Annotated in this window: 15 protein-coding genes, 1 tRNA gene and 2 rRNA genes; 8 read left to right on the forward strand and 10 right to left on the reverse strand. The window is 44.0% G+C overall.

Features of this window, described 5'->3' with window-relative positions; all coding sequences use genetic code 11:
* The first annotated feature begins 131 nt into the window (after positions 1-131).
* Both uvrA and JJQ94_RS22465 read left to right on the forward strand, forming a co-directional pair.
* The gene (gene uvrA, locus JJQ94_RS22460) at positions 132-2,954 is read left to right on the forward strand and encodes an excinuclease ABC subunit UvrA (protein WP_099030710.1); all 2,823 of its coding nucleotides are present in this window, start codon (positions 132-134) and stop codon (positions 2,952-2,954) included.
* A gap of 50 nt (positions 2,955-3,004) precedes the next feature.
* Positions 3,005-4,099 (forward strand): hypothetical protein, encoded by a 1,095-nt coding sequence (locus JJQ94_RS22465; protein ID WP_099030709.1) that lies wholly within the window; start codon positions 3,005-3,007, stop codon positions 4,097-4,099.
* Here the strand turns inward: JJQ94_RS22465 and JJQ94_RS22470 are convergent.
* Positions 4,080-4,478, reverse strand: a complete 399-nt coding sequence (locus tag JJQ94_RS22470; protein WP_010605953.1) for an acyl-CoA thioesterase — start codon at positions 4,476-4,478, stop codon at positions 4,080-4,082. The genes JJQ94_RS22465 and JJQ94_RS22470 overlap by 20 nt on opposite strands.
* Positions 4,479-4,507: 29 nt before the next feature.
* Here JJQ94_RS22470 and JJQ94_RS22475 point away from each other — a divergent pair, with 29 nt between their 5' ends.
* Positions 4,508-5,209, forward strand: coding sequence for a 2OG-Fe(II) oxygenase (locus JJQ94_RS22475; RefSeq protein ID WP_099030708.1), 702 nt, complete (start codon positions 4,508-4,510; stop codon positions 5,207-5,209).
* A 263-nt stretch (positions 5,210-5,472) separates the two neighbouring features.
* Here the strand turns inward: JJQ94_RS22475 and JJQ94_RS22480 are convergent, their stop codons facing one another.
* Positions 5,473-5,841 (reverse strand): YacL family protein, encoded by a 369-nt coding sequence (locus JJQ94_RS22480; protein WP_010376624.1) that lies wholly within the window; start codon positions 5,839-5,841, stop codon positions 5,473-5,475.
* A gap of 62 nt (positions 5,842-5,903) precedes the next feature.
* Here JJQ94_RS22480 and JJQ94_RS22485 point away from each other — a divergent pair, with 62 nt between their 5' ends.
* Positions 5,904-6,848 (forward strand): AEC family transporter, encoded by a 945-nt coding sequence (locus JJQ94_RS22485; protein WP_236596533.1) that lies wholly within the window; start codon positions 5,904-5,906, stop codon positions 6,846-6,848.
* A 3-nt stretch (positions 6,849-6,851) separates the two neighbouring features.
* Here the strand turns inward: JJQ94_RS22485 and JJQ94_RS22490 are convergent, their stop codons facing one another.
* A complete protein-coding gene (locus tag JJQ94_RS22490) occupies positions 6,852-7,079 on the reverse strand; it encodes a hypothetical protein (protein WP_010376621.1) in 228 nt (75 codons plus the stop codon).
* Between the two features lie 220 nt (positions 7,080-7,299).
* Between JJQ94_RS22490 and JJQ94_RS22495 the strand changes: the two genes are divergently transcribed.
* A complete protein-coding gene (locus JJQ94_RS22495) occupies positions 7,300-8,613 on the forward strand; it encodes a short-chain fatty acid transporter (RefSeq protein WP_099030706.1) in 1,314 nt (437 codons plus the stop codon).
* Between the two features lie 30 nt (positions 8,614-8,643).
* On the opposite strand, the gene JJQ94_RS22500 is transcribed toward JJQ94_RS22495, so the two are convergent.
* Positions 8,644-9,654, reverse strand: coding sequence for a metalloprotease (locus tag JJQ94_RS22500; protein WP_099030705.1), 1,011 nt, complete (start codon positions 9,652-9,654; stop codon positions 8,644-8,646).
* Positions 9,655-9,864: 210 nt separating this feature from the next.
* On the opposite strand from JJQ94_RS22500, the gene JJQ94_RS22505 reads away from it, so the two are divergent.
* Entirely contained in the window at positions 9,865-11,073 is a 1,209-nt protein-coding gene (locus JJQ94_RS22505; RefSeq protein WP_099030704.1) for an EAL domain-containing response regulator, read from the forward strand.
* On the opposite strand, the gene JJQ94_RS22510 is transcribed toward JJQ94_RS22505, so the two are convergent.
* Positions 11,057-12,184, reverse strand: coding sequence for a hemolysin family protein (locus JJQ94_RS22510; protein WP_172439945.1), 1,128 nt, complete (start codon positions 12,182-12,184; stop codon positions 11,057-11,059). The genes JJQ94_RS22505 and JJQ94_RS22510 overlap by 17 nt on opposite strands.
* A 166-nt stretch (positions 12,185-12,350) precedes the next feature.
* Here JJQ94_RS22510 and JJQ94_RS22515 point away from each other — a divergent pair, with 166 nt between their 5' ends.
* Together JJQ94_RS22515 and JJQ94_RS22520 are read left to right on the forward strand one after the other, a co-directional pair.
* Positions 12,351-14,804 (forward strand): alpha/beta hydrolase family protein, encoded by a 2,454-nt coding sequence (locus JJQ94_RS22515; protein WP_099030702.1) that lies wholly within the window; start codon positions 12,351-12,353, stop codon positions 14,802-14,804.
* Between the two features lie 225 nt (positions 14,805-15,029).
* The gene (locus JJQ94_RS22520; protein ID WP_010605961.1) at positions 15,030-15,725 is read left to right on the forward strand and encodes a response regulator transcription factor; all 696 of its coding nucleotides are present in this window, start codon (positions 15,030-15,032) and stop codon (positions 15,723-15,725) included.
* 45 nt (positions 15,726-15,770) lie between these two features.
* Here JJQ94_RS22520 and JJQ94_RS22525 read toward each other — a convergent pair whose 3' ends face one another.
* The 5 genes from JJQ94_RS22525 to JJQ94_RS22545 form a co-directional block, all read right to left on the reverse strand.
* A complete protein-coding gene (locus JJQ94_RS22525; protein ID WP_099030701.1) occupies positions 15,771-17,291 on the reverse strand; it encodes a YifB family Mg chelatase-like AAA ATPase in 1,521 nt (506 codons plus the stop codon).
* A 17-nt stretch (positions 17,292-17,308) separates the two neighbouring features.
* On the reverse strand, positions 17,309-17,923 hold the full coding sequence (locus tag JJQ94_RS22530; protein ID WP_099030700.1) for a trimeric intracellular cation channel family protein: 615 nt from the start codon (positions 17,921-17,923) through the stop codon (positions 17,309-17,311).
* Between the two features lie 622 nt (positions 17,924-18,545).
* Positions 18,546-18,659: ribosomal RNA gene (gene rrf / locus JJQ94_RS22535) — 5S ribosomal RNA — on the reverse strand.
* 116 nt (positions 18,660-18,775) lie between these two features.
* Positions 18,776-21,659: ribosomal RNA gene (locus JJQ94_RS22540) — 23S ribosomal RNA — on the reverse strand.
* Positions 21,660-21,937: 278 nt separating this feature from the next.
* Positions 21,938-22,013, reverse strand: a tRNA-Ala gene (locus JJQ94_RS22545).
* Positions 22,014-22,058: the final 45 nt, after the last annotated feature.

Genomic DNA, 22,058 nt, shown 5'->3' on the forward strand with positions numbered 1-22,058 from the left:
AGATAACTTAATTTTGTATTCGGGATGCGGTAATCTGTTCACTTCACATCATGCTTTGACTGATCCATGTTTCAATTTAGTGGATTAGTATCGCGTACTCAGTACAGCGCACGAAAAAACACAAGGGTCGTATGGATAAAATAGAAGTTAGGGGTGCCCGCACCCACAATTTAAAAGACATTTCACTCACTATTCCAAGAGACAAGTTGATAGTGATCACGGGTCTTTCTGGCTCAGGGAAGTCGTCTTTAGCATTTGACACCTTATACGCAGAAGGCCAGCGTCGTTATGTTGAGTCTTTATCCGCGTACGCGAGGCAATTTCTATCGCTGATGGAAAAACCAGATGTGGATCACATTGAGGGCTTGTCTCCCGCGATTTCCATTGAGCAAAAGTCGACTTCTCACAACCCACGCTCAACCGTGGGAACCATTACCGAAATATACGACTATTTAAGATTACTCTTTGCCCGAGTGGGTGAACCGAGATGCCCTACGCATGATTTACCGTTAGCCGCACAAACTATCAGCCAAATGGTTGATACTGTGTTGGCGCTACCCGAAGGTAACAAACTCATGCTACTTGCACCGGTGGTGAAAAACCGTAAAGGTGAGCACGTAAAACTGTTAGAAGAGCTTGCTAGCCAAGGTTTTATTCGTGCACGTATTGATGGCGAGGTATGCGATCTCTCAGATCCACCAACGCTAGAGTTACAGAAAAAACATACCATAGAAGTCGTGGTGGATCGTTTCAAAGTTAAAGCAGGGCTTGAGCAACGGTTAGCCGAATCTTTTGAAACTGCGCTTGATTTGGCTGATGGCATTGCGCAAATCGCCTATATGGATGATAGCGACGCAGACGAACTGATCTTCTCGGCCAACTTTGCCTGTCCAACTTGTGGCTATGCCATGAGCGAACTTGAACCACGATTGTTTTCTTTCAATAACCCAGCTGGTGCCTGCCAAAGCTGTGATGGTTTGGGGGTAAAGCAGTATTTTGATCCCAAACGTGTAGTGCAAAACCCAGAACTAAGCTTGTCTGGCGGTGCAATCAAAGGGTGGGATAAACGCAGTTTTTACTATTTTCAGATGCTAAGCTCAGTTGCCGAGCAATATGGATTTGACTTGGAAACACCATTTCAGGATCTGCCGAGTAAATTTCAAAAAGTGGTATTAGAAGGCTCTGGCAAAACTAAAATCGCGTTTAAGTATCGAAATGACAGAGGCGATCTTATCACCCGCAATCACGAGTTTGAAGGCGTGTTAAATAATATGAACCGCCGTTATCGGGAAACGGAGTCCAGTTCAGTAAGAGAAGAGCTCGCCAAATATCAAACCAGCCAAGCTTGTCCAAGTTGCCATGGCTCACGCCTGCGCGAAGAAGCTCGCCATGTGTTTATCGGCTCGACCAACCTGCCAACCGTAACAACGATGAGTATCGGCGAAGCCAGTCAATTTTTTATCGACTTAGCACTCACAGGCCAAAAAGCACAAATTGCGGACAAAATACTCAAAGAGATCCGCGACCGTTTATCGTTCTTGATCAATGTTGGCCTAAACTACCTCTCTTTGGAGCGTAGTGCTGATACTTTATCTGGCGGTGAAGCTCAGCGGATCCGTCTTGCAAGCCAAATTGGCGCAGGTCTCGTGGGGGTAATGTACGTGTTGGATGAGCCTTCAATTGGTCTACATCAGCGCGATAACGACCGTTTACTTAAAACACTCACGCACTTAAGAGATCTTGGCAACACCGTGATTGTGGTAGAGCACGACGAAGATGCCATTCGTGCAGCCGATCACATCATCGATATCGGTCCAGGAGCCGGCGTACACGGCGGCTATGTCGTCGCTGAGGGAACTCGCGATGAGATAATGCAAAGTAAAGACTCATTAACGGGTCAATATCTCAGTGGCGAGAAATGCATTGAAGTTCCAGCGCAACGTCATCAATGTGATGACAAGTGGCTTGAGCTTAAAGGTGCAACGGGCAACAACCTAAAAAGTGTCGACTTAAAAGTGCCTGTTGGTCTAATGACCTGCGTAACAGGAGTATCTGGTTCGGGTAAATCTACTCTCATTAATGACACCCTATTCAAGCTTGCCCATCAGGAATTAAACGGTGCAACAACGCAAGAAGCTGCACCATATGAATCAGTTCATGGGCTAGATCACTTCGATAAAGTTATCGATATTGATCAAAGTCCTATCGGTCGCACACCACGTTCAAACCCAGCAACTTATACAGGGATCTTTACTGCTATCCGTGAACTATTTGCGGGGACGCAAGAGTCGCGTTCACGCGGTTATAAGGTTGGCCGCTTTAGTTTTAACGTTAAAGGCGGTCGCTGTGAGGCCTGTCAAGGCGATGGGGTTATCAAGGTAGAGATGCACTTCCTGCCGGATGTCTACGTTCCTTGTGATGTCTGTACAGGTAAGCGCTATAACCGTGAAACACTAGAAGTGCTGTATAAAGGTAAAAATATCCACGAAGTGTTGGAAATGACCGTTGAGGACGCTCGAGAATTTTTTGATAAGATTCCCGCGATCAACCGCAAGCTACAAACTTTAATGGACGTTGGCCTCTCCTACATTCGCTTAGGGCAAGCCGCCACGACCTTGTCCGGTGGTGAAGCGCAGCGTGTTAAGCTCGCTCGTGAACTATCAAAACGAGATACTGGCAAAACGCTCTACATTCTTGATGAGCCAACCACAGGTCTGCACTTCCATGATATTCAGCAGCTACTCGCGGTGTTACATCGTCTACGCGATCATGGTAATACGGTGTTGGTTATCGAGCATAACCTAGATGTCATCAAAACCGCGGACTGGATTGTGGACTTAGGTCCAGAGGGAGGAGCTGGAGGTGGTCAAATACTCGTCTCAGGTACGCCTGAAACGGTAGCTGATTTTGCGGCTTCGCATACAGGTAAGTACCTTAAGCCCTTATTGTCTTAATTTCTAAAAGTCTCTATTATTGGTGCATAATAATTACAAATTCACTTGTTATGCATCAACTTCTCGCGCCAAAAAACTTAACCGCATACCTAGCAAGACTGCGCTTTTCCATCGGCCAATTTTGGCAAAGCCTAACGCTGGCTCAACGCTATTATTTAGTCAGTTTTATCATTTTTATGTTCAGCTTAAGTGAAACTGAAGATAATAACTTCACCGCTTTTTTGATCTTAATAACCACAGTAACGGCGCTATGCTATGAATTCTGGCCAAGGATCATGACCTTTTGGGAAAGTGTGCCAGGCAAAGCACTGATACTGTTATTTTACGCCTTTATCGCTAACTTTGTACTGGTTCAAGCTGATGGCCGTATCAATGATTTAACTGGCGTCAGCACAGATAATTTCCCTTACACACATAATTTGAGTGTGTTGCTGTCGTTACCTACTTGGTTTTTTATTACCAGTACCTTCTTGTTAATTCTCGCGCAGCTCTTTATGACATGCTATGTCGTTGTACTTTTCCTACTTAAACCATTACGTATAAAGCCTTTTTGGCATCAGAATCACTATCGCTATCCGGCAACAACAGCAATCATCAGATTGATCATGTGTTTTGTTTTATTGGCTTTCTTAGTGCTTGGCATCGCTAAATCAGGTGCTTCAACCGCATTTACTGAGTTTTCTTCTGATTTCAAAATAGATGAGGACGGAATTTCTTTCCAAGCCAACGCGAAAGAATCACGCTCATCGGACTCCGAAGAAGAAAACGAAGGTGCATCGGAAACTCAACCACAAGTGGCCGACATGAGTGGCGATACTCCACAACAAGATGAAGCACAGTCCACTGCAGATGAGTCGGAGTCGTTAACGGTATCTATTAATAACGATCCCAACCCAGATTTGCATGAGCAAGGCAAAAACTATAACGATGTGCTAAACCAAATACTGGCTTATTTTATCTTTCGCTTTGAGTCTGACGGAAACTCACGTTGTGAACATAGCGAAGGCAGTAATATTGTTGAATTAAACGATTATGAGATCTTAGAGATAATGCCGGATAACGCCGCGGAATACGGCTACAACTATACGGTAAAGCCTTGTATCTCAGCGGCAATTGGTCATCAGTTTAAGCCGCAGCAACCATAAAGGTGCCTAGCGCATCGCGCTCTTGCTGACTCAGCGGTTGAGATTGCTTAACCGCAAAATCATATCGCACCATAATGGTTTTACCTTCAGCACAGCATTCTCCATGCTGCCAAGCCTGCTGCAAAATCACAAATGAGCTGTTGCCGATATGTTCAACAGCCGTTTTGATTTCGACTTCCTGACCATAAAATAGCTCCCCTTTAAAGGTAACTTCGACTTTAGCAACAATCAACTTCCACTCTTTTGGATTTAAATCTGGTGTAAATATTTTGAAAATAGGTGTGCGCGCGGCTTCAAACCACACAGGGAGTACGGTATTGTTGATATGTCCAAGCACGTCTGTATCACAAAAACGCGGCATAAGCTTTTCAGACAGCATAATAACTCCAATAAAAACTAGGGAAAAACATGAGTGATTTTATTCGCGTTTACGATAACGCACTCAGTTCAGACTTTTGCGATGAATTCGTAAAGACCTTCGATCAAAGCCCATATTTAAAACAGGGGACTACATCTGGTGGTGTCGACTTGAGTAAAAAAGTCAGTCACGACCTTTATTTAAATTCCTATCCTGACTATGCCAAACAGTTACAACACATTCAACAGGTTACGGCAAAGCTCTTATTTGAATACCTTGAAGAACATTTCTTTATGATCATCGGTGCATTTGGACTTAAAGTGTATCACCCCAAAACAGGTGAGCCTGTCGATCTAACCGTGGATAACTTTGAAGAAGTAGGCAAGCCACAACTCCCGGTCCTTGCTCAGCAGCTGTTTCGTTTGGGCGCTATCCAAGCCCAACGTTATCAAATAAATAAAGGTGGCTATCCCTATTGGCACAGCGAAGTCTACCCTCAGCACGACCATAATGAAGCCTTACACCGAGTACTGTTATTTATGTTCTACCTTAATGATGTCGAGGAAGGTGGCGAGACCGAGTTTTATTATCAAAAGCGTAAAATTGCCCCAGTAAAAGGCTCTATGGTGATAGCGCCAGGGTATTTTACACATACACATAGAGGCAATATTCCGGTTTCTAATGATAAGTATATACTCACTTCATGGGTGTTATTTAATAGAGCAGAGCAACTCTATGGTACACCAAAATAAGCTATCTGGATACTTCAGGGGCTGTTGAACTCAAGCATGAAAGTGCAACAGACCCCACAGAACTTATTTAACCTGAGGTTTGGATAAGGAATGTTCCAACTCATTGTTGCTAAAGCACAACTTAGTTTTTTCCTTATCTAGCCAGAGAGTTTTAGGGAAAACAAGACGAATTTACGCACCAATAGCTGGCTATTGGAAGTGAATTCAACGCAGTTAGCGCTAAAACTGGCTGCTAGAAAGGCATTAATTATCCGCAGCTCAGGTTATTTAGCTTTGGTAAATTCAGCCCACTCTATCAGCATGGGTAAAAAGTCTTCATAGCCACACACCGCCATCATACCTGATTCATCTAAAGCCAGTGCGTCTTCTTGGTACTGCGCTATGTCATCACTTTCATGAAACAGAGCGTGGCTTTCAAATAATGCTTCTTGCGGCGTGAATGTGGCGCGGATCTCTTTTCCAGCCAACACAAGCTCTTCTTTTTGATTTGGCAGGTTTTCAAGCTGTGTCAGCAGGCTGACAATACGCTCATGTGCTAACTCTTCGCTCAGCCACCGACCTATCAACGCATGCTCGTCATTTAAGCGAGCTCGAAACCCAGAAAGTGGGTCACGAATAAACTGGTATTCCATCTTTACTTCTTAACTAAATCATCTTCTTTTATTATACCTAAGTGGCGTCCGCTAAGCATTCATTGATAGAATTACCTTTTAACCACTCGATTATTGGTCAACGCATGTCGCCTGTTGAGATATTATTTCCTCTCATCTTTATCGTTATTTCTGGGTTTTTGAGTGCAAAGATAGGCTTTATTGCCATCAATCAGCTTGATGGTTTGCGTACTTTTATCTTTAATTTATGTATTCCTGTGCTGTTATTTAGCAGTATGGTGCAAGCAGATCTGGAGAGCCTCGCGACAGGCTCCTTGTTATTATCCTTTTATCTCCCAGTCGCCCTGACTTATGCAGGCTTATACCTGTTTCTCTTTAAAGCGCAACATCGTTCAAAAGCAGGCAGTGCAGCATTAGCATTAAGTGGCACCTACTCTAATACCGTGTTAGTCGGATTACCGATTATCTTAATGGCACTCGGTGAGCAAGCCGCTGCCATGGTATTTATGATTATTACATTCCACAGTGCGATGCTGTTTTTTATGACTTTTTTACTGGCAGCAAGACACAAGAATAAGTTGGATATTGTGAAACCCCTGCTGTTAAATCCAATAGTGATAAGTATTACGAGTGGTTTGATATTAAACGTTGCTGGATTAAAGCTACCAAGCTTAATACTTGAAAGCTTTAGTTGGTTGGCAAAACCAGCCATTCCTGGGGCGCTATTTATTCTGGGTGCGAGCTTGGTACAGTATGGCGTGCGAGGAAAGTTGCACGGTGCAATATGGCTAAGTGCAGTAAAACTGATACTACTACCGGGATTGGTTTATCTCTTTGCCACTTATTTAGGATTGGCAACTCAACAAGTTCAGGTGGTGACTTTAATGAGTGCCTCTCCTTTGGGAGTCAATGCCTATCTTGTTGCTAGACAGCTCGACAGCCAACAAGCAACACTTGCGGCTACCGTTGTGCTGTCTACTGTGCTGAGTATGGTCAGCCTGACTGGGTGGTTATACTTTTTGGTATAACCGTTAATACCTAGGCGGCGTATACTTAGCAGCATCAATAATAGCCCACAAATGGAAAACGGCTGCAATCACGGGTGGAACCAATAAAAACCACAGTGCATACCCACCTACAACAACAATTGCAAAGATTAAAGCCGCCAATATACGACCTTGAACCAACTGACCAAGGCCAGGGAAAAAGACGTTACAAATCGCTGCAATTACATTACCACCAGAACCTTGTCCAGACATAGTTACCTCTCTTAGTTACTTAAAGTCTTTCTTTTTAATATATCAGATTTCATGCCAACCCTAACACTTTGATTTTAAAAGAAACCAATGAAGCTCATTGTTTTCTGTTCACTATAAGTTAGCCTAAACCACTAACTTTTAGCTTAAAGTTTAGCTATATTATGATGCGTAATTCAATCACTTTGATTTACATAAAATAATAATGAAAACAGGATGTCTTATGCTTGGCAAGTTTACCACCCCGCTAACAAAATTAGTCGACAAGTATCTACCCGATCCATTTGTGATTGTACTTTTACTCACTTTATTGGTGATGGTACTCGCTACATTGTTTACTCCAGCAACGCCTGTCATGGTGCTTGAGGCATGGGGTAATGGTTTTTGGAAGCTGCTTACTTTTGCGATGCAAATGTTGTTAGTTTTATTATGTGGTCACATGCTTGCTGTTACCCCTCCAATAGCGAAAGCGCTAGACCGTATCGCAGGAGTAGCTAAAACTCCTTCTCAAGCAATTATACTCACCACCTTTGTTGCGATGAGCGCCAGCTGGATAAATTGGGGGTTTGGCTTAGTAGTCGGGGCTTTGTTCGCAAAGGCCATCGCTCGAAAAGTGAAAGTTGATTATCGCCTGTTAGTGGCTAGTGCTTACTCTGGTTTTGTTGTTTGGCACGCAGGCCTATCAGGCTCAGTCCCCCTGACTATCGCAACTCCGGGGCACTTTAGTGAAAAGAGCATCGGTATTGTTACCACTTCAGAGACAATCTTTGCACCATTTAACCTGCTCATCGTACTCAGTATTTTTATCGTTTTACCACTTATAAATAAACTGATGCTTCCCAAAGATGATGACGCAATTATTGTTGATAAAGAAAAGCTCATTGAACAAAGTAATGATATCAGTACCCGCAATACTCCGGCTGCAAAATTAGAAAATGCCTCATGGCTTAGCATGTTAGGAGGAGCAATCGGTCTTAGCTACTTGGGCTTTTACTTTATATTTAATGCAGGCACATTGACATTGAATATCGTCATAGCCCTGTTTTTGTTCTTAGCCATGCTGCTACACAAAACCCCTGCAAATATTCTCAATAGCCTACAACAAGCGATTCAAGGTGGTGCCGGTATCGTGATCCAGTTTCCTTTTTATGCTGGGATCATGGCTATGATGGTCGAAACTGGACTAGCGCAACAAATATCTCAAGGATTTGTTTCTATTAGCAGTCAATGGACATTACCGCTGTGGAGCTTTTTAAGCGCAGGCCTTGTAAATATATTTGTGCCTTCAGGCGGCGGTCAGTGGGCGGTACAAGCACCAATTATTATTCCCGCAGCAGAAGCGCTTAATGCGGACATAGCCAGAGTCGCGATGGCAGTTGCTTGGGGTGATGCTTGGACTAACCTGATCCAGCCTTTTTGGGCACTCCCGGTACTTGCAATTGCAGGTCTTAAAGCCAAAGATATTATGGGATTTTGCCTGATACAATTGCTGGTAACGGGTGTAATTATCGCAACTTTATTGTTGCTGCCTCTGTAAGAAGGTGCGTGATGCACCTTCTTACACAGATTAACTTGATAAAATTTTCATTGGTAAGCTTAGGATTGGATTCTCTGAATCAGCAAAATGCATCATTACCGCAACATGACCCGTAATAACAACTACATACATAATGGCGCTGACCACTTGCCCATACCGGTCAAGAGGTAATAAGTGACTATAATTACGGCCACGCCACTCAATCAGGATTTCAAAACTACCAATCAAAATGAATATCACCAGTAGGATTAAGCCAAAGGTGTAACTTATCCAAAGGCCGAATAATACCCCTGCCATACACGCCAATAACCCCACCCAAGAGCGCATTGAAAAGCTTATGCTTTTTAGAACATGCCCGCCATCTAGCGGCAAAATAGGTAGTAAATTGAATAAGTTCAATAGCGCGCTTAACACCGCAACACCAGCAAAGATTTCCATCTCTGTCGCGTAATACAACACCACACCAAGGATTGAGGTTATCAAACCAAATGCCGGTCCCATCAACGAAATAACTACATCTTGCCAGCGGGTCGTGATCTTATCGTCACTTACAGCCAGGCCACCAACGAAAGGGATCAAATAGATACCTTTTGTTTTAATCCCAAAATAGCGCATAGCGCGGACGTGGCCATATTCATGAACGACTAAGCAAGCCACAAGCATAAGCGCAAACTGCCAAGAAAATAGCCATGCGTACCCAGCCACGGATGCGCCAGCCAAGGCAGCTTTGACCACTTTGGCACTTTTAAATAACTTCAAGCCCAATGCCGCCAAACCAAATAAGCTGCGTTTTTCTTTAGGTGTTTCAGTGCTCACTTCGAGCCACTGAAGTTCAGCTCCATTTACTGCAATCCCAAGTAACCCCTGAGGTAACTGCTCTGTATTTACCGCTAGTGCTTGTCCATCAATGGTCGCTAAAATGCCATTATGTTGCTCTTCAAAGGTAATCGCTTGCTGCTCGACAAAAAGCTGTACTACTTGTTGTTGGTTAAAAAAGATAGATACCGCTTTGTCCGCTAGCGAAAGCTCGACTCTATTCATATTCAGATCCAAAGGTCATTTGGGGCATTATCGCTAAAAGCGTCCGCTTCATAAAGCGCTGCCGAAATCTGAATTAGAAAAATGCAGGCAAAGTGTCATTATTGCGCTTCAAATTGAGTAAAAATCACCTTTTAAAGCTTTTTGAGATTTGAGCACTTTAAATTATTTGTACTAGACTGTAAGGAGGTAAGGTATACGAAGGAATTGTTAATGTCATTAGCAAAACATCGGATAATGGTAGTAGATGATTCACCCGCGATCCTCGTCGTAATGCAAGCTATTATGACTGAGCTTGGCATTGAGCATGTAACAACCTGCTCAAGTGCGCTGAATGCTGTAGAAAAAATACGGCAGACTCCTCATCAATTTGACGCCATTTTTACAGATCTCAATATGCCCGAAATGGATGGCATGGAGTTTATTCGCCAACTAGGAGAGCTAAGGTTCTCTGGCGGCATTATTATTATTTCCGAAATGGAAGAAAAGATTATTGATCTAGCAACCAACCTTGCCAGACAGTCCAATGCACATCTTATCGGCAATATTTCCAAGCCCGTACAATTGGTTGATGTCGAGCGCATGCTCAAAAAAATGGAGACGTATACCACTGTTAAACGTAGCCGTATTGAAAAGGTGACCGAAAGCGATCTTTTGCACGCCATTAGTCACAACGAAATTACGCCTTACTATCAGCCAAAGGTTCACCGTGGTGACAAAAAGATTAAAAGTGTCGAAGTGCTTGCCCGTATTGTGTCTAAAAATACCGAGCAGGTTATTTTACCGGACCATTTTATTGGCGTGGCCGAAGATACCGATCTAATCAACATCATTACTTTCCAGCTTTTTGAAAAAGCAACAGATGAGTTTAAAACAATTAAATCTGAGCTAAATTATCCAATTAAAATGGCCTTTAATTTATCGCCCGTGCAATTAAATGATTTGAGCTGCCCAGATAAACTGGCACTTATTCTAGAAATAAACCGTTTAAAGCCTAGTGATATCATTTTAGAAATTACTGAAAACCAACCAATGAATCAGTCTATCCAATTAGAAACAATGAACCGGTTACGGATCCGGGGGTTCGATATTTCGTTAGACGACTTTGGTACTGGATTTACCAATATTCAGCAGTTAAAGTCTTTGCCGTTTACTGAGATCAAAATCGACCGCTCTTTGATAACCCATGTCGAATCCGATCGCTTTTCACAGGTACTTATCGACAGCTTAATCGACATCGCACAAAATCAACAATTAGACATAGTAGCTGAGGGTATAGAGCGGATTGAAGAGCTACAATACCTTGACCGCTACAAGCATAGCCTGTTAATGCAGGGTTTTTTAATCAGCAAACCTAAACCACTAACAGACCTAGTAGGGTGGATACACTCTTGGCAGCGCATGATTAATTCGAACCCTTAACCTCTGGAGAGGGGGTTTCCTCTCCGTCGCTTTGCGTTTCAGACACTTCTTCAGCTTCGTCGCTGTCTTCAATCAAATTATCATGATTATCAACTCGCTCTCGCCACTTTTGCTTAGCAGCAGCTTGCATGTTGGTGGTTTGCTCTCGCTCATCAACAATATCCATTCCCATTAATGATTCAAGCAAGTCTTCTAATGTCACTATACCTTGTACATCGCCATATTCATCAATCACAAGCGCGATGTGTAAACGTTTGGCCAGCAACGCTTTGAATAGCTCTGGCGCAGCTAGCGTTTCCGGCACGGTATAAAGAGGGCGCGATAGCTTACCAATTTTATATTCTTCTCCAAGTCTATGATAAGCCAGCATAATGTCGTTTTTATGTACAAAGCCTATAATGTCATCTGTATTTTTATCAAATACCAACACCCGAGAAAAAGCAACCGAACCATGATCAGACAAATACTCGTGCACTGTCATATCTTTATGCACCTTAAATAACACCGTTCTTGGTGTCATGATGCTTTCGAGTTTTGCATGGCGAAAACGCAATAAGCTACGAATGGTTTCAGTTTCATCTTGATGTAATGCGCCTGCTTCAGAGCCAATCTCCGCCATTGCTTCGATTTCTTGGCGAATATAGTGAGCTTCGTCTTCTTTACGGCCTATCACTTTTGTAAGTTGGTCAGACATCCACACAAATGGCTTCAATATTCGAACTAGCCATACCAACACACCTGAAACGATAGGTGTTAATCCGCGCCAATAAGTCGCTCCTAAGGTCTTTGGAATGATTTCCGACAGCACCAAAACCAGCAGCGTCATCACTGCTGACGCAATACCAACGGCAGCATCTGAAAATACCACAGCAGCTTGTGCGCCAACCCCTGCAGCACCGGCGGTATGCGCAACGGTATTTAACGTTAGAATGGCAGATAAAGGCTGATCAATATTGTCTTTAAGGCGTTGAACTCGCGATGCTAATGCATCATTGTCTTGCTTTAAGATCCCTATATGGCTTGGCGTAATACTAAGTAGCACCGCTTCCATCACCGAACAGATAAAAGAGATAGCTATTGCCAAAAACATGTAGGTTAATAATAAAACCAAGTAAATTCTCCTCTTTATTCAACGCTAAGTGTTTGCTTAACCACATACGTTATGTTGATCATCAACACAGTCTATTAAATTTAGGACGTCTATCGCAGCAATACAACCGGTTCAAAATACTATGATATAGTTTTATCGTATAATTACCTACAATAGGCGCACATAAATGAAATTACGTACAGCCGTCACTCTACTATTTACGGCAGTCTCAGCACAACTTTCAGCAAGCCCATTAGACGAATCAAAAATACAATTTTTGGGTCCCATCGCAGGCGAATCAACAATAAAGCCAGCTGACACAGCTCATCGTGATGCAATTATTGAAAACCTGCTACCATCATTACAACAAGACGCTAAACAGGTAACGCTATTCAATAATGAAAGCAAATGGCAACCACTGAATAAAATATCTCAATTAACGATACCTGGACTGCAGGCTCTAAAGTTTAATTTCACTACTGAACGTTTTGTTTCAGGTAAGCTAAAGCTTGAGGGCATTGAGAAAGCCAAAGTATTTCTAAATGGAGAGCAAGTCTCCGGTGTTAAAGAGGTTCAGCTTGATGTAGTCAAGGGCGATCATCAAATCCTCGTTATCGCTGAGCAGGTAAATGACTGGAATAAGGTTGATCTAAGCTTTGAAGGCGAAGCAGCACATGACGTTATCACGCTAACAGAAAAACAAACCAAAGCGCTGTCTGCAAAGCAGTTGTTTGATGCTCCAACGGTGAGTGCTATCTCACTTGCACCTAACGGCGAATATTACATTTCTACCGTACGCCACTATGATGATGAAAAAGGCAACTCAGCAATCACCGAAACTGCTTTATACAATGAAGATGGTGACATGCTTTACAATTTCGATGGTATGAGTGCAAATAGCTTTGCGTGGCGTGATGACAGCAGCAAACTCACCTATTTAAAAGACAATAAAGCTTACGTCCTAGATGTAAAAACCTTTAAACGTACTCAAGTTGCTACTAAGCTCAATGGCGCGAATAGTATCGAGTTTTTTGATAATGAAACGCTTATTTTTGCTTGGACCAACAGCGGCAAAGAAGAAGGCAAACTGACAAAACATTATCAAGGATTAGAAGATAGATGGTCATATGCTCGCACCCAATCGCAAATCTTCCTACTCGATATCAAAAGTGGGCTACTTAATCCTGTGACCGTTGGCGCACAAAGCCACAGTTTGGCTGACTTTGACGCACAAGCAAACACGGTTTTAGCGACGCGTAATAAGCAAGACTACACGCAACCACCTCACATGTTGACAGAGTTAGTAGAAATCGATCTATCAAACAATCAGCAAAGTGTCATTGGCCAGTATCGTACATTTAGTGGCGCTCAATACACTAAAAATGGGATTTATGTAATAGCAGGTCCTGATTTTGCAGAAGGTGCGGGGCAAAACTTACCTGAAGGTATGCTCGCGAATAACTATGATGGCCAACTTTATTGGATAGATCGCAAAGGCAACAATGTAAAAGCACTGAGTAAAAACTTTGACCCGGCCATAAGCAGCTTCACCGTGCTCAATAATGGCGATGTGGTACTAAAAGCGACTGACCAAGATCGTCAACAGCTTTTCTTCTTCGACGAAAGTAAATCTGCATTCAAACGCTTAAATACTGGGCTGGATGTTGTCGCGAACTATTCTGTGTCCGGTGAACGTAATCCAGAGATCTTATTCACCGGAACTACTGCATCAACTCCACAACAGTTAAAAACCATGTCTGCCTCAGATAAGCGAGCTGACACGCTATGGGACTCAAAAAATATCGCATATCAGAATGCGGAAATTGCCAACCTGGAAGAGTTTAATTTTACTAATACTGAAGGCGTGGAGATTAGGGGGCGAGTGTATCTACCACACGATTTAGACAAAGCTAAAAAATACCCAGCACTCGTCTATTACTATGGCGGTACCTCTCCAGTGACTCGTGGCTTCACAGGGCGTTATCCATTTAACTTATGGGCAGCCAAAGGCTATGTTGTTTATGTCTTGCAACCAACCGGTGCAACAGGTTTTGGTCAGAAATTCTCAGCAGAGCACGTCAATGCTTGGGGTGAACACACCGCTAACGATATCATCATGGGTACCAAAGAGTTTGTGAAAGCCTACCCTTTCGTTGATGACAAGCGTTTAGGTAATTTAGGTGCTTCTTACGGTGGCTTCATGACTATGCTGCTGACAACAAAAACTGATTTGTTCTCAGCTTCTATCTCACATGCTGGTATTTCTAATATTACTTCATACTGGGGCCAAGGCTGGTGGGGTTATTTGTATTCCGGTGAGGCCTCAAAAGGAAGTTTCCCCTGGAACAACCCAACGCTTTACTCGCAACATAGTCCGGTATTTAATGCGGACAAAGTAACAACACCATTATTGTTAATCCATGGCGACGCTGATACCAATGTGCCGCCAGGTGAAAGTCACAATATGTATACCGCGTTGAAGATCCTTGGCCAAGATGTTGAATTGGTCGAATACAAAGGCGCAGATCACCAAATTGTGGCTCGTGACCAGCGCTTCCATTGGTGGAACACCATGCTTGCTTATTTCGATAAACATTTAAAGCAAGAACCACAGTGGTGGGAACATCTATACGGTAAGTAATCAACGCTAGGCGGCACACTGTGCCGCCTTTTTGTTTAGCGAAGCAGCAATCAAACATATCATTGTATATAATTTAATAATAAAGCTCGGTTTCCTCTTGATCGAACAGGGTTGTCAGGTTAACGTGCCAGATACAGAGTTGTAAGAATTCGTTTCATGCACTTCCAAGCAGCGATCTCTCAGTGTTATATTAACGACAATTAAACAACAATTAACAGTGAAAACATGAGCATAAAGGTTTTATTAGTTGAAGATGATGAACTCTTAGCAAAGCGGCTGTGTAGTCACTTTGAAAATACCGAGTTCAGTATCACTGTAGACAATACGGGTGCTACTGCGCTTGAGCTTATTCAAGCTCAAACCCAAAACCCATTTGCACTTGCTATTGTTGATGTTGTTTTACCCGCCACTGATGGCCTGCAACTCGCAAAAGAGATTAATACCTTATCAGACCTTGGTGTCATCATGCTTTCCAGTCGAGACTCTCAAGCCGACAGAATCGCAGGTCTTGCGCAAGGTGCTGATGACTACGTCTGTAAACCAGTGGATACGCTTGAGCTTGAACTGCGTATGCGTGCCTTATACAAACGTTTAGTTGGTAATAAAGACGATGAATCGGAAGAGTTTATCGAATATGCTGACTTTAAACTGCATCCTGATAATCGTACCTTAATCAATCAACACGGCATTGAATCTCGACTTACCGAAGCAGAGCATAAAGTATTGATTTGTCTTATTTCTAATGCAGGAAGGGCAACATCCAGAGAGCGTATTTCAGAAGACATTGGGCAACCGGATTGGAGCCCAAGTGACAGAACGGTTGATGTGTTAGTTGGCCGACTACGCAAAAAACTCGGCGATGAAAAAGAGCAAAAACGCATTGTTACGGTTCGTGGTAAAGGTTATATGTTGTCAGCTTAACCTTTACCAAAATTATACACTCCCTATCTATTGAAATGCCGTTATCTAATACTGTGTTAACTGAGCTAACAACCTCTCCAGCGCGCGATAACTAAGCGCTTCCTTTAAATGTGATAAGCTAATATTAGGTGTCGAGCTCAGATCCGCTATGGTACGTGCAACCTTGATTATTCGATGATATGAACGTGGTGATAGCTTTAGTTTTTCTGCTGCCTTTGCTAGAAATAAACGTTCAGCATCAGCAAGATAGCAGATATGATTTAGTTCTTTTACACTCAGTTGGTCGTTACATTTTCCCTGACGTGCTAAAGCTGTTTTATAAGCCTGCTCCACCCTAGCTCTTATTGTTGCACTAGACTCTCCATCACTCTGGGATTGTAGTTCTTCTGTTTTTAGACGAGGTAATTCTACCTGTAGATCTATTCGGTCTAAAAATGGACCTGAAATCTTAGCCAAATAGCGCAATACTTGATCTGGAGACGCTCTTTTGTCAGTGTAACAACCTGTAGGACTGGGATTTAATGCTGCTATCAGTTGAAAGTTTGCAGGGTAATCAACTTGCCGAGCTGCGCGCGAAATCGTTACCATGCCCGTTTCCATCGGTTCACGTAATGAGTCTAGTACCTTCCTATCAAATTCTGGTAATTCGTCCAAAAATAGAACGCCATTATTTGACAATGATATCTCCCCAGGCTTAGGATTTGATGATCCTCCAACCAAGGCTACCGCAGAGCAAGTGTGATGTGGAGCTCTAAAAGGCCTTGTTTTCCAGTTCGATTGGCTGATTGTTTTTCCCAGTATGGAATAGATAGAAGCCGTTTCTAACGCCTGATTATCCGTCATTAATGGCATTATCGTGGGTAAGCGCTGAGCAAGCATCGATTTTCCAGTGCCAGGAGGGCCAAGAAATAAAACGTTATGCCCACCTGCCGCGGCTATTTCTAGTACTCGCTTCGCTCCCTCTTGCCCTTTCACCTCAGCCATATCCAGCAAGCTCCCACCTGAAGCTTGTATATTTAAATCGTCTGGGTAGAGTTGATTAAACATCAGTGATTGCTGGCCGCTTAAGCCTAACCATGCTGTACGCAAGCAGCTTATAGCAACACGATTGGCATCAGCTGCAAGGCTCGCAACTGCATCGTTACCAATTGGCAAGTAAGCAGTTCGCCCCTCCTTCGCTGCAGCAATAACAGATGGCAAAATGGCAGTGACCGTCCTCAGCTCACCGTTTAACGCAAGCTCACCATAAAACTCTTTATCAGCAATAGCATGGCTATCTAACTGCCCTGATGCGACGAGAACACCTAGTGCGATTGCAAAGTCAAAGCGGCCCCCGTCTTTGGGTAGATCTGCAGGTGCTAAGTTTACTGTGATACGCTGTTCTGGAAATAAAAAGCCAGCATTAACAAGCGCACTACGGACGCGTTCTTTGGCTTCTTTAACTGAGGTTTCGGGTAATCCAACAATACTAAAGGCAGGTAAACCATTGCTTAGGTGCACCTCAACAATTACCTCTGGTGCGGTAATGCCAACTTGTGCTCGAGTGAAGACTCTTGCTAAAGACATCCATGTCTCCTGCTTACTTAATATTTATAGCTAAATACGTGTAACACCAAGTGGTATCGCATAGCCGCTAATCTTAATAACAAGGTTGCCGCCATGGACAATACCATTACGTATTCTGTTGCCATGCCCAATTTAATTGCTTGAGTATAGACTATCCCGCCAAAAATGCAGGTGATCGCGTATAACTCTCCTTTTAGAAGAAGGGGGATTTCTCGAGCTAATACGTCTCTGATGACGCCACCAAAACACCCGGTCAATACGCCCATGATCACAGCTGTAGTATCAGGCATCCCAATACTTAAAGCCTTTTGTACTCCCATTACAGCGAAAAAAGCAAGCCCAATGGCATCAGCAACCTGCAGTACAGTCCTTGGAATATTTTGATGCCGATTTAACCACCATATACTCACAGCGACAGCAAATAAAATAGCGTAAATATAGCTAGTATCATGAAGCCAAAAAACGGGTTGATCTAAAATCAAGTCTCGTAATGTTCCCCCTCCGATACCAGTCACAGTCGCAAGGACAATCACACCAAAGCCATCCATATGTTTACTATGCGCAATTAAGGTTCCCGAGATTGCAAAAACCATAACACCCAAGAGATCAAACCAATGATAGAGTTCTGACATTTCGTAATTAGTTGTGAAACAAAAGCAAAATCATAACGAAGATCTCACACAAAAGGTAGTAGGATCGCCGATATTTACAGCTATCAATGTGGTGAGAAAAGTGACTTTATGAAATGTTTAGGATGAATGCTTGCGGATAAACCACCTCCTACCATGTTGCACTGTGCTGATACTGTGGTAGGAGCGCATTTATTTAGGTTTAGAAAACCTCACGAGGTTTTTTATATCTCAAATTTCTATACCCCAAACAACAAAAAACCCGTCGCATTGCTGCATTTGAGCCGAAACTTTCATTGCAACCCATCGGTGGGTAAACCACCTCCTACCATGTTGCACTATGCTGATACGGTGGTGGGAGCGAGTTTACCTCGCGAGATTTTCTATATCCCAAACAGCAAAAAACCCGTCGTATTGTTGAAACGGGTTTTGATGTACATGGGTGTTCCACATTATTTCTGAGCCGAAGCTTTCATTGCAACCTATCGGTGGGTAAACCACCTCCTAGCATATTGCACTGTGCTGATGCTATGGTGGGAGTGGGAGCGAGTTTACCTCGCGAGGTTTTTAAATCACAAACAGCAAAAAACCCGTCGCATTGCTGCAACGGGTTTCTCTTATTTGGCCCTGGCGATGTTCTACTTTCACATGGGTAATCCACACTATCATCGACGCTGTTTTGTTTCACTTCTGAGTTCGGCATGGGGTCAGGTGGGTCCAAAACGCTATAGTCACCAGGAAATTCTGTTCATCAATGAAGTCTCCCTCATCAATGTAAATCCGGAAAAAGCTTATTAAATTCTTTTGTCTACTTTAGTCTATTAACTTCTGTCGCTTAAACCACTTTGGCGTTGTATGGTTAAGCCTCACGGGTAATTAGTACGAGTTAGCTTAATGCCTCACAGCACTTCCACATCTCGCCTATCAACGTTGTAGTCTTCAACGGCCCTTCAGTTGACTCTAAGTCAAAGTGAGAACTCATCTCGAGGCCTGCTTCCCGCTTAGATGCTTTCAGCGGTTATCAGTTCCGAACGTAGCTACCGGGCAATGCAATTGGCATCACAACCCGAACACCAGCGGTTCGTCCACTCCGGTCCTCTCGTACTAGGAGCAGCCCCTCTCAATTCTCAAACGCCCACGGCAGATAGGGACCGAACTGTCTCACGACGTTCTAAACCCAGCTCGCGTACCACTTTAAATGGCGAACAGCCATACCCTTGGGACCGACTTCAGCCCCAGGATGTGATGAGCCGACATCGAGGTGCCAAACACCGCCGTCGATATGAACTCTTGGGCGGTATCAGCCTGTTATCCCCGGAGTACCTTTTATCCGTTGAGCGATGGCCCTTCCATTCAGAACCACCGGATCACTATGACCTACTTTCGTACCTGCTCGACGTGTCTGTCTCGCAGTTAAGCTTGCTTCTACCATTACACTAACCGTACGATGTCCGACCGTACTTAGCAAACCTTCGTGCTCCTCCGTTACTCTTTGGGAGGAGACCGCCCCAGTCAAACTACCCACCAGGCACTGTCCTCAACCCCGATTCAGGGGCCTAAGTTAGAACATCAACACTACAAGGGTGGTATTTCAAGGTCGGCTCCACAGAAACTAGCGTCTCTGCTTCAAAGCCTCCCACCTATCCTACACATGTAGGGTCAATGTTCAGTGCCAAGCTGTAGTAAAGGTTCACGGGGTCTTTCCGTCTAGCCGCGGGTACACAGCATCTTCACTGCGATTTCAATTTCACTGAGTCTCGGGTGGAGACAGCGTGGCCATGGTTACACCATTCGTGCAGGTCGGAACTTACCCGACAAGGAATTTCGCTACCTTAGGACCGTTATAGTTACGGCCGCCGTTTACCGGGGCTTCGATCAAGAGCTTCGCCTAAGCTAACCCCATCAATTAACCTTCCGGCACCGGGCAGGTGTCACACCGTATACGTCATCTTACGATTTTGCACAGTGCTGTGTTTTTAATAAACAGTCCCAGCCACCTGGTCACTGCGGCTCTCGTTTGCTTACAGAGCAAGTCCTTCACAAACAAGAGCGTACCTTCTCCCGAAGTTACGGTACAATTTTGCCTAGTTCCTTCACCCGAGTTCTCTCAAGCGCCTTAGTATTCTCTACCTGACCACCTGTGTCGGTTTAGGGTACGATTCAGTATGAACTGAAGCTTAGAGGCTTTTCCTGGAAGTAGGGCATCAACAACTTCACCACCTTAGTGGCTCGTCTCGACTCTCAGCCTTGGCAACCCGGATTTTCCTAAGTCACCAGCCTACAGCCTTTCACATGGACAACCAACGCCATGCTTGCCTAGCCTGCTCCGTCCCCCCATCGCATTCATACCGAGTACGGGAATATTAACCCGTTTCCCATCGACTACGCTCTTCAGCCTCGCCTTAGGGGTCGACTCACCCTACCCTGATTAACATGGGATAGGAACCCTTGGTCTTCCGGCGGAGGAGTTTTTCACTCCTCTTGTCGTTACTCATGTCAGCATTCGCACTTCTGATATGTCCAGCATGCCTCCCGGCACACCTTCAGCCACTTACAGAACGCTCCCCTACCCCGCGAACTAAGTTCGCAGCCGTAGCTTCGGTGGTATGTTTAGCCCCGTTACATCTTCCGCGCAGGCCGACTCGACTAGTGAGCTATTACGCTTTCTTTAAAGGGTGGCTGCTTCTAAGCCAACCTCCTAGCTGTTTTAGCCTTCCCACATCGTTTCCCACTTAACATACACTTTGGGACCTTAGCTGACGGTCTGGGTTGTTTCCCTCTCCACGACGGACGTTAGCACCCGCCGTGTGTCTCCCGGATATTACTTTACGGTATTCGGAGTTTGCAAAGGGTTGGTAAGTCGGGATGACCCCCTAGCCTTAACAGTGCTCTACCCCCGTAAGTATTCGTCCGAGGCTCTACCTAAATAGATTTCGGGGAGAACCAGCTATCTCCCGGTTTGATTAGCCTTTCACTCCTAGCCACAGGTCATCCCCTAACTTTTCAACGTTAGTGGGTTCGGTCCTCCAGTTGATGTTACTCAACCTTCAACCTGCCCATGGCTAGATCACCGGGTTTCGGGTCTATACCCTGCAACTTAAGCGCCCAGTTAAGACTCGCTTTCGCTACGGCTCCCCTAAATGGTTAACCTCGCTACAGAATATAAGTCGCTGACCCATTATACAAAAGGTACGCAGTCACCCAACAAGTAGGCTCCTACTGCTTGTACGTACACGGTTTCAGGTTCTATTTCACTCCCCTCACAGGGGTTCTTTTCGCCTTTCCCTCACGGTACTGGTTCACTATCGGTCAGTTGGGAGTATTTAGCCTTGGAGGATGGTCCCCCCATATTCAGTCAAAGTTTCACGTGCTCCGACCTACTCGATTTCACTTTAGATAAGTTTTTGTGTACGGGACTATCACCCTGTTTCGTCATGCTTTCCAACATGTTCCACTAACTACACTAAAGCTTAAGGGCTGGTCCGATTTCGCTCGCCGCTACTTTCGGAATCTCGGTTGATTTCTTTTCCTACGGGTACTTAGATGTTTCAGTTCTCCGCGTTCGCCTCGTTAACCTATGTATTCAGTTAACGATACCTGCAAGCAGGTGGGTTTCCCCATTCGGAAATCCTAGTCTCAAGCGCCTCTTACTGGCTTGACTAGGCTTATCGCAAGTTAGTACGTCCTTCATCGCCTCCAACTGCCAAGGCATCCACCGTGTACGCTTAGTCACTTAACCATACAACCCAAAATAGTTTTAAGTTGTACTGTCAAAGACTGATTTAACTTCGCCAGAAGTTAATATTGAATACTAAAGTAGACGCTAATTAATCATCGAAATGATTAATCGGCATTTTCTTTCGAAAACTCGATAAATAACTTTACGTTATCTATCAGAATTTAATTTTTCAGCTTTTCCAAATTTTTAAAGAGCAAGAGAATTACTTCTCAGAGTTAAAAACTCTCAGTTACTTGAACCTGAGTAAGAGTGTTTATCTATAAGAAGGAGTAGTAAAGTGGTGGAGCTAAGCAGGATCGAACTGCTGACCTCCTGCGTGCAAGGCAGGCGCTCTCCCAGCTGAGCTATAGCCCCACATTACTAGGATAACATTGTTTTTCTTCACCAAACTTCTTTTCG

The sequence above is a fragment of the Pseudoalteromonas sp. GCY genome (genome assembly GCF_016695175.1).
GTDB lineage: Bacteria > Pseudomonadota > Gammaproteobacteria > Enterobacterales > Alteromonadaceae > Pseudoalteromonas.

What these genes read in the sequence shown, in the direction of transcription:
- uvrA (WP_099030710.1), top strand. Translation starts at nt 132, where the DNA reads ATGGATAAAATAGAAGTTAGGGGTGCCCGCACCCACAATTTAAAAGAC.
- JJQ94_RS22465 (WP_099030709.1), top strand. Translation starts at nt 3,005, where the DNA reads ATGCATCAACTTCTCGCGCCAAAAAACTTAACCGCATACCTAGCAAGA.
- JJQ94_RS22470 (WP_010605953.1), bottom strand. Translation starts at nt 4,478, where the DNA reads ATGCTGTCTGAAAAGCTTATGCCGCGTTTTTGTGATACAGACGTGCTT.
- JJQ94_RS22475 (WP_099030708.1), top strand. Translation starts at nt 4,508, where the DNA reads ATGAGTGATTTTATTCGCGTTTACGATAACGCACTCAGTTCAGACTTT.
- JJQ94_RS22480 (WP_010376624.1), bottom strand. Translation starts at nt 5,841, where the DNA reads ATGGAATACCAGTTTATTCGTGACCCACTTTCTGGGTTTCGAGCTCGC.
- JJQ94_RS22490 (WP_010376621.1), bottom strand. Translation starts at nt 7,079, where the DNA reads ATGTCTGGACAAGGTTCTGGTGGTAATGTAATTGCAGCGATTTGTAAC.
- JJQ94_RS22495 (WP_099030706.1), top strand. Translation starts at nt 7,300, where the DNA reads ATGCTTGGCAAGTTTACCACCCCGCTAACAAAATTAGTCGACAAGTAT.
- JJQ94_RS22500 (WP_099030705.1), bottom strand. Translation starts at nt 9,654, where the DNA reads ATGAATAGAGTCGAGCTTTCGCTAGCGGACAAAGCGGTATCTATCTTT.
- JJQ94_RS22505 (WP_099030704.1), top strand. Translation starts at nt 9,865, where the DNA reads ATGTCATTAGCAAAACATCGGATAATGGTAGTAGATGATTCACCCGCG.
- JJQ94_RS22515 (WP_099030702.1), top strand. Translation starts at nt 12,351, where the DNA reads ATGAAATTACGTACAGCCGTCACTCTACTATTTACGGCAGTCTCAGCA.
- JJQ94_RS22520 (WP_010605961.1), top strand. Translation starts at nt 15,030, where the DNA reads ATGAGCATAAAGGTTTTATTAGTTGAAGATGATGAACTCTTAGCAAAG.
- JJQ94_RS22525 (WP_099030701.1), bottom strand. Translation starts at nt 17,291, where the DNA reads ATGTCTTTAGCAAGAGTCTTCACTCGAGCACAAGTTGGCATTACCGCA.
- JJQ94_RS22530 (WP_099030700.1), bottom strand. Translation starts at nt 17,923, where the DNA reads ATGTCAGAACTCTATCATTGGTTTGATCTCTTGGGTGTTATGGTTTTT.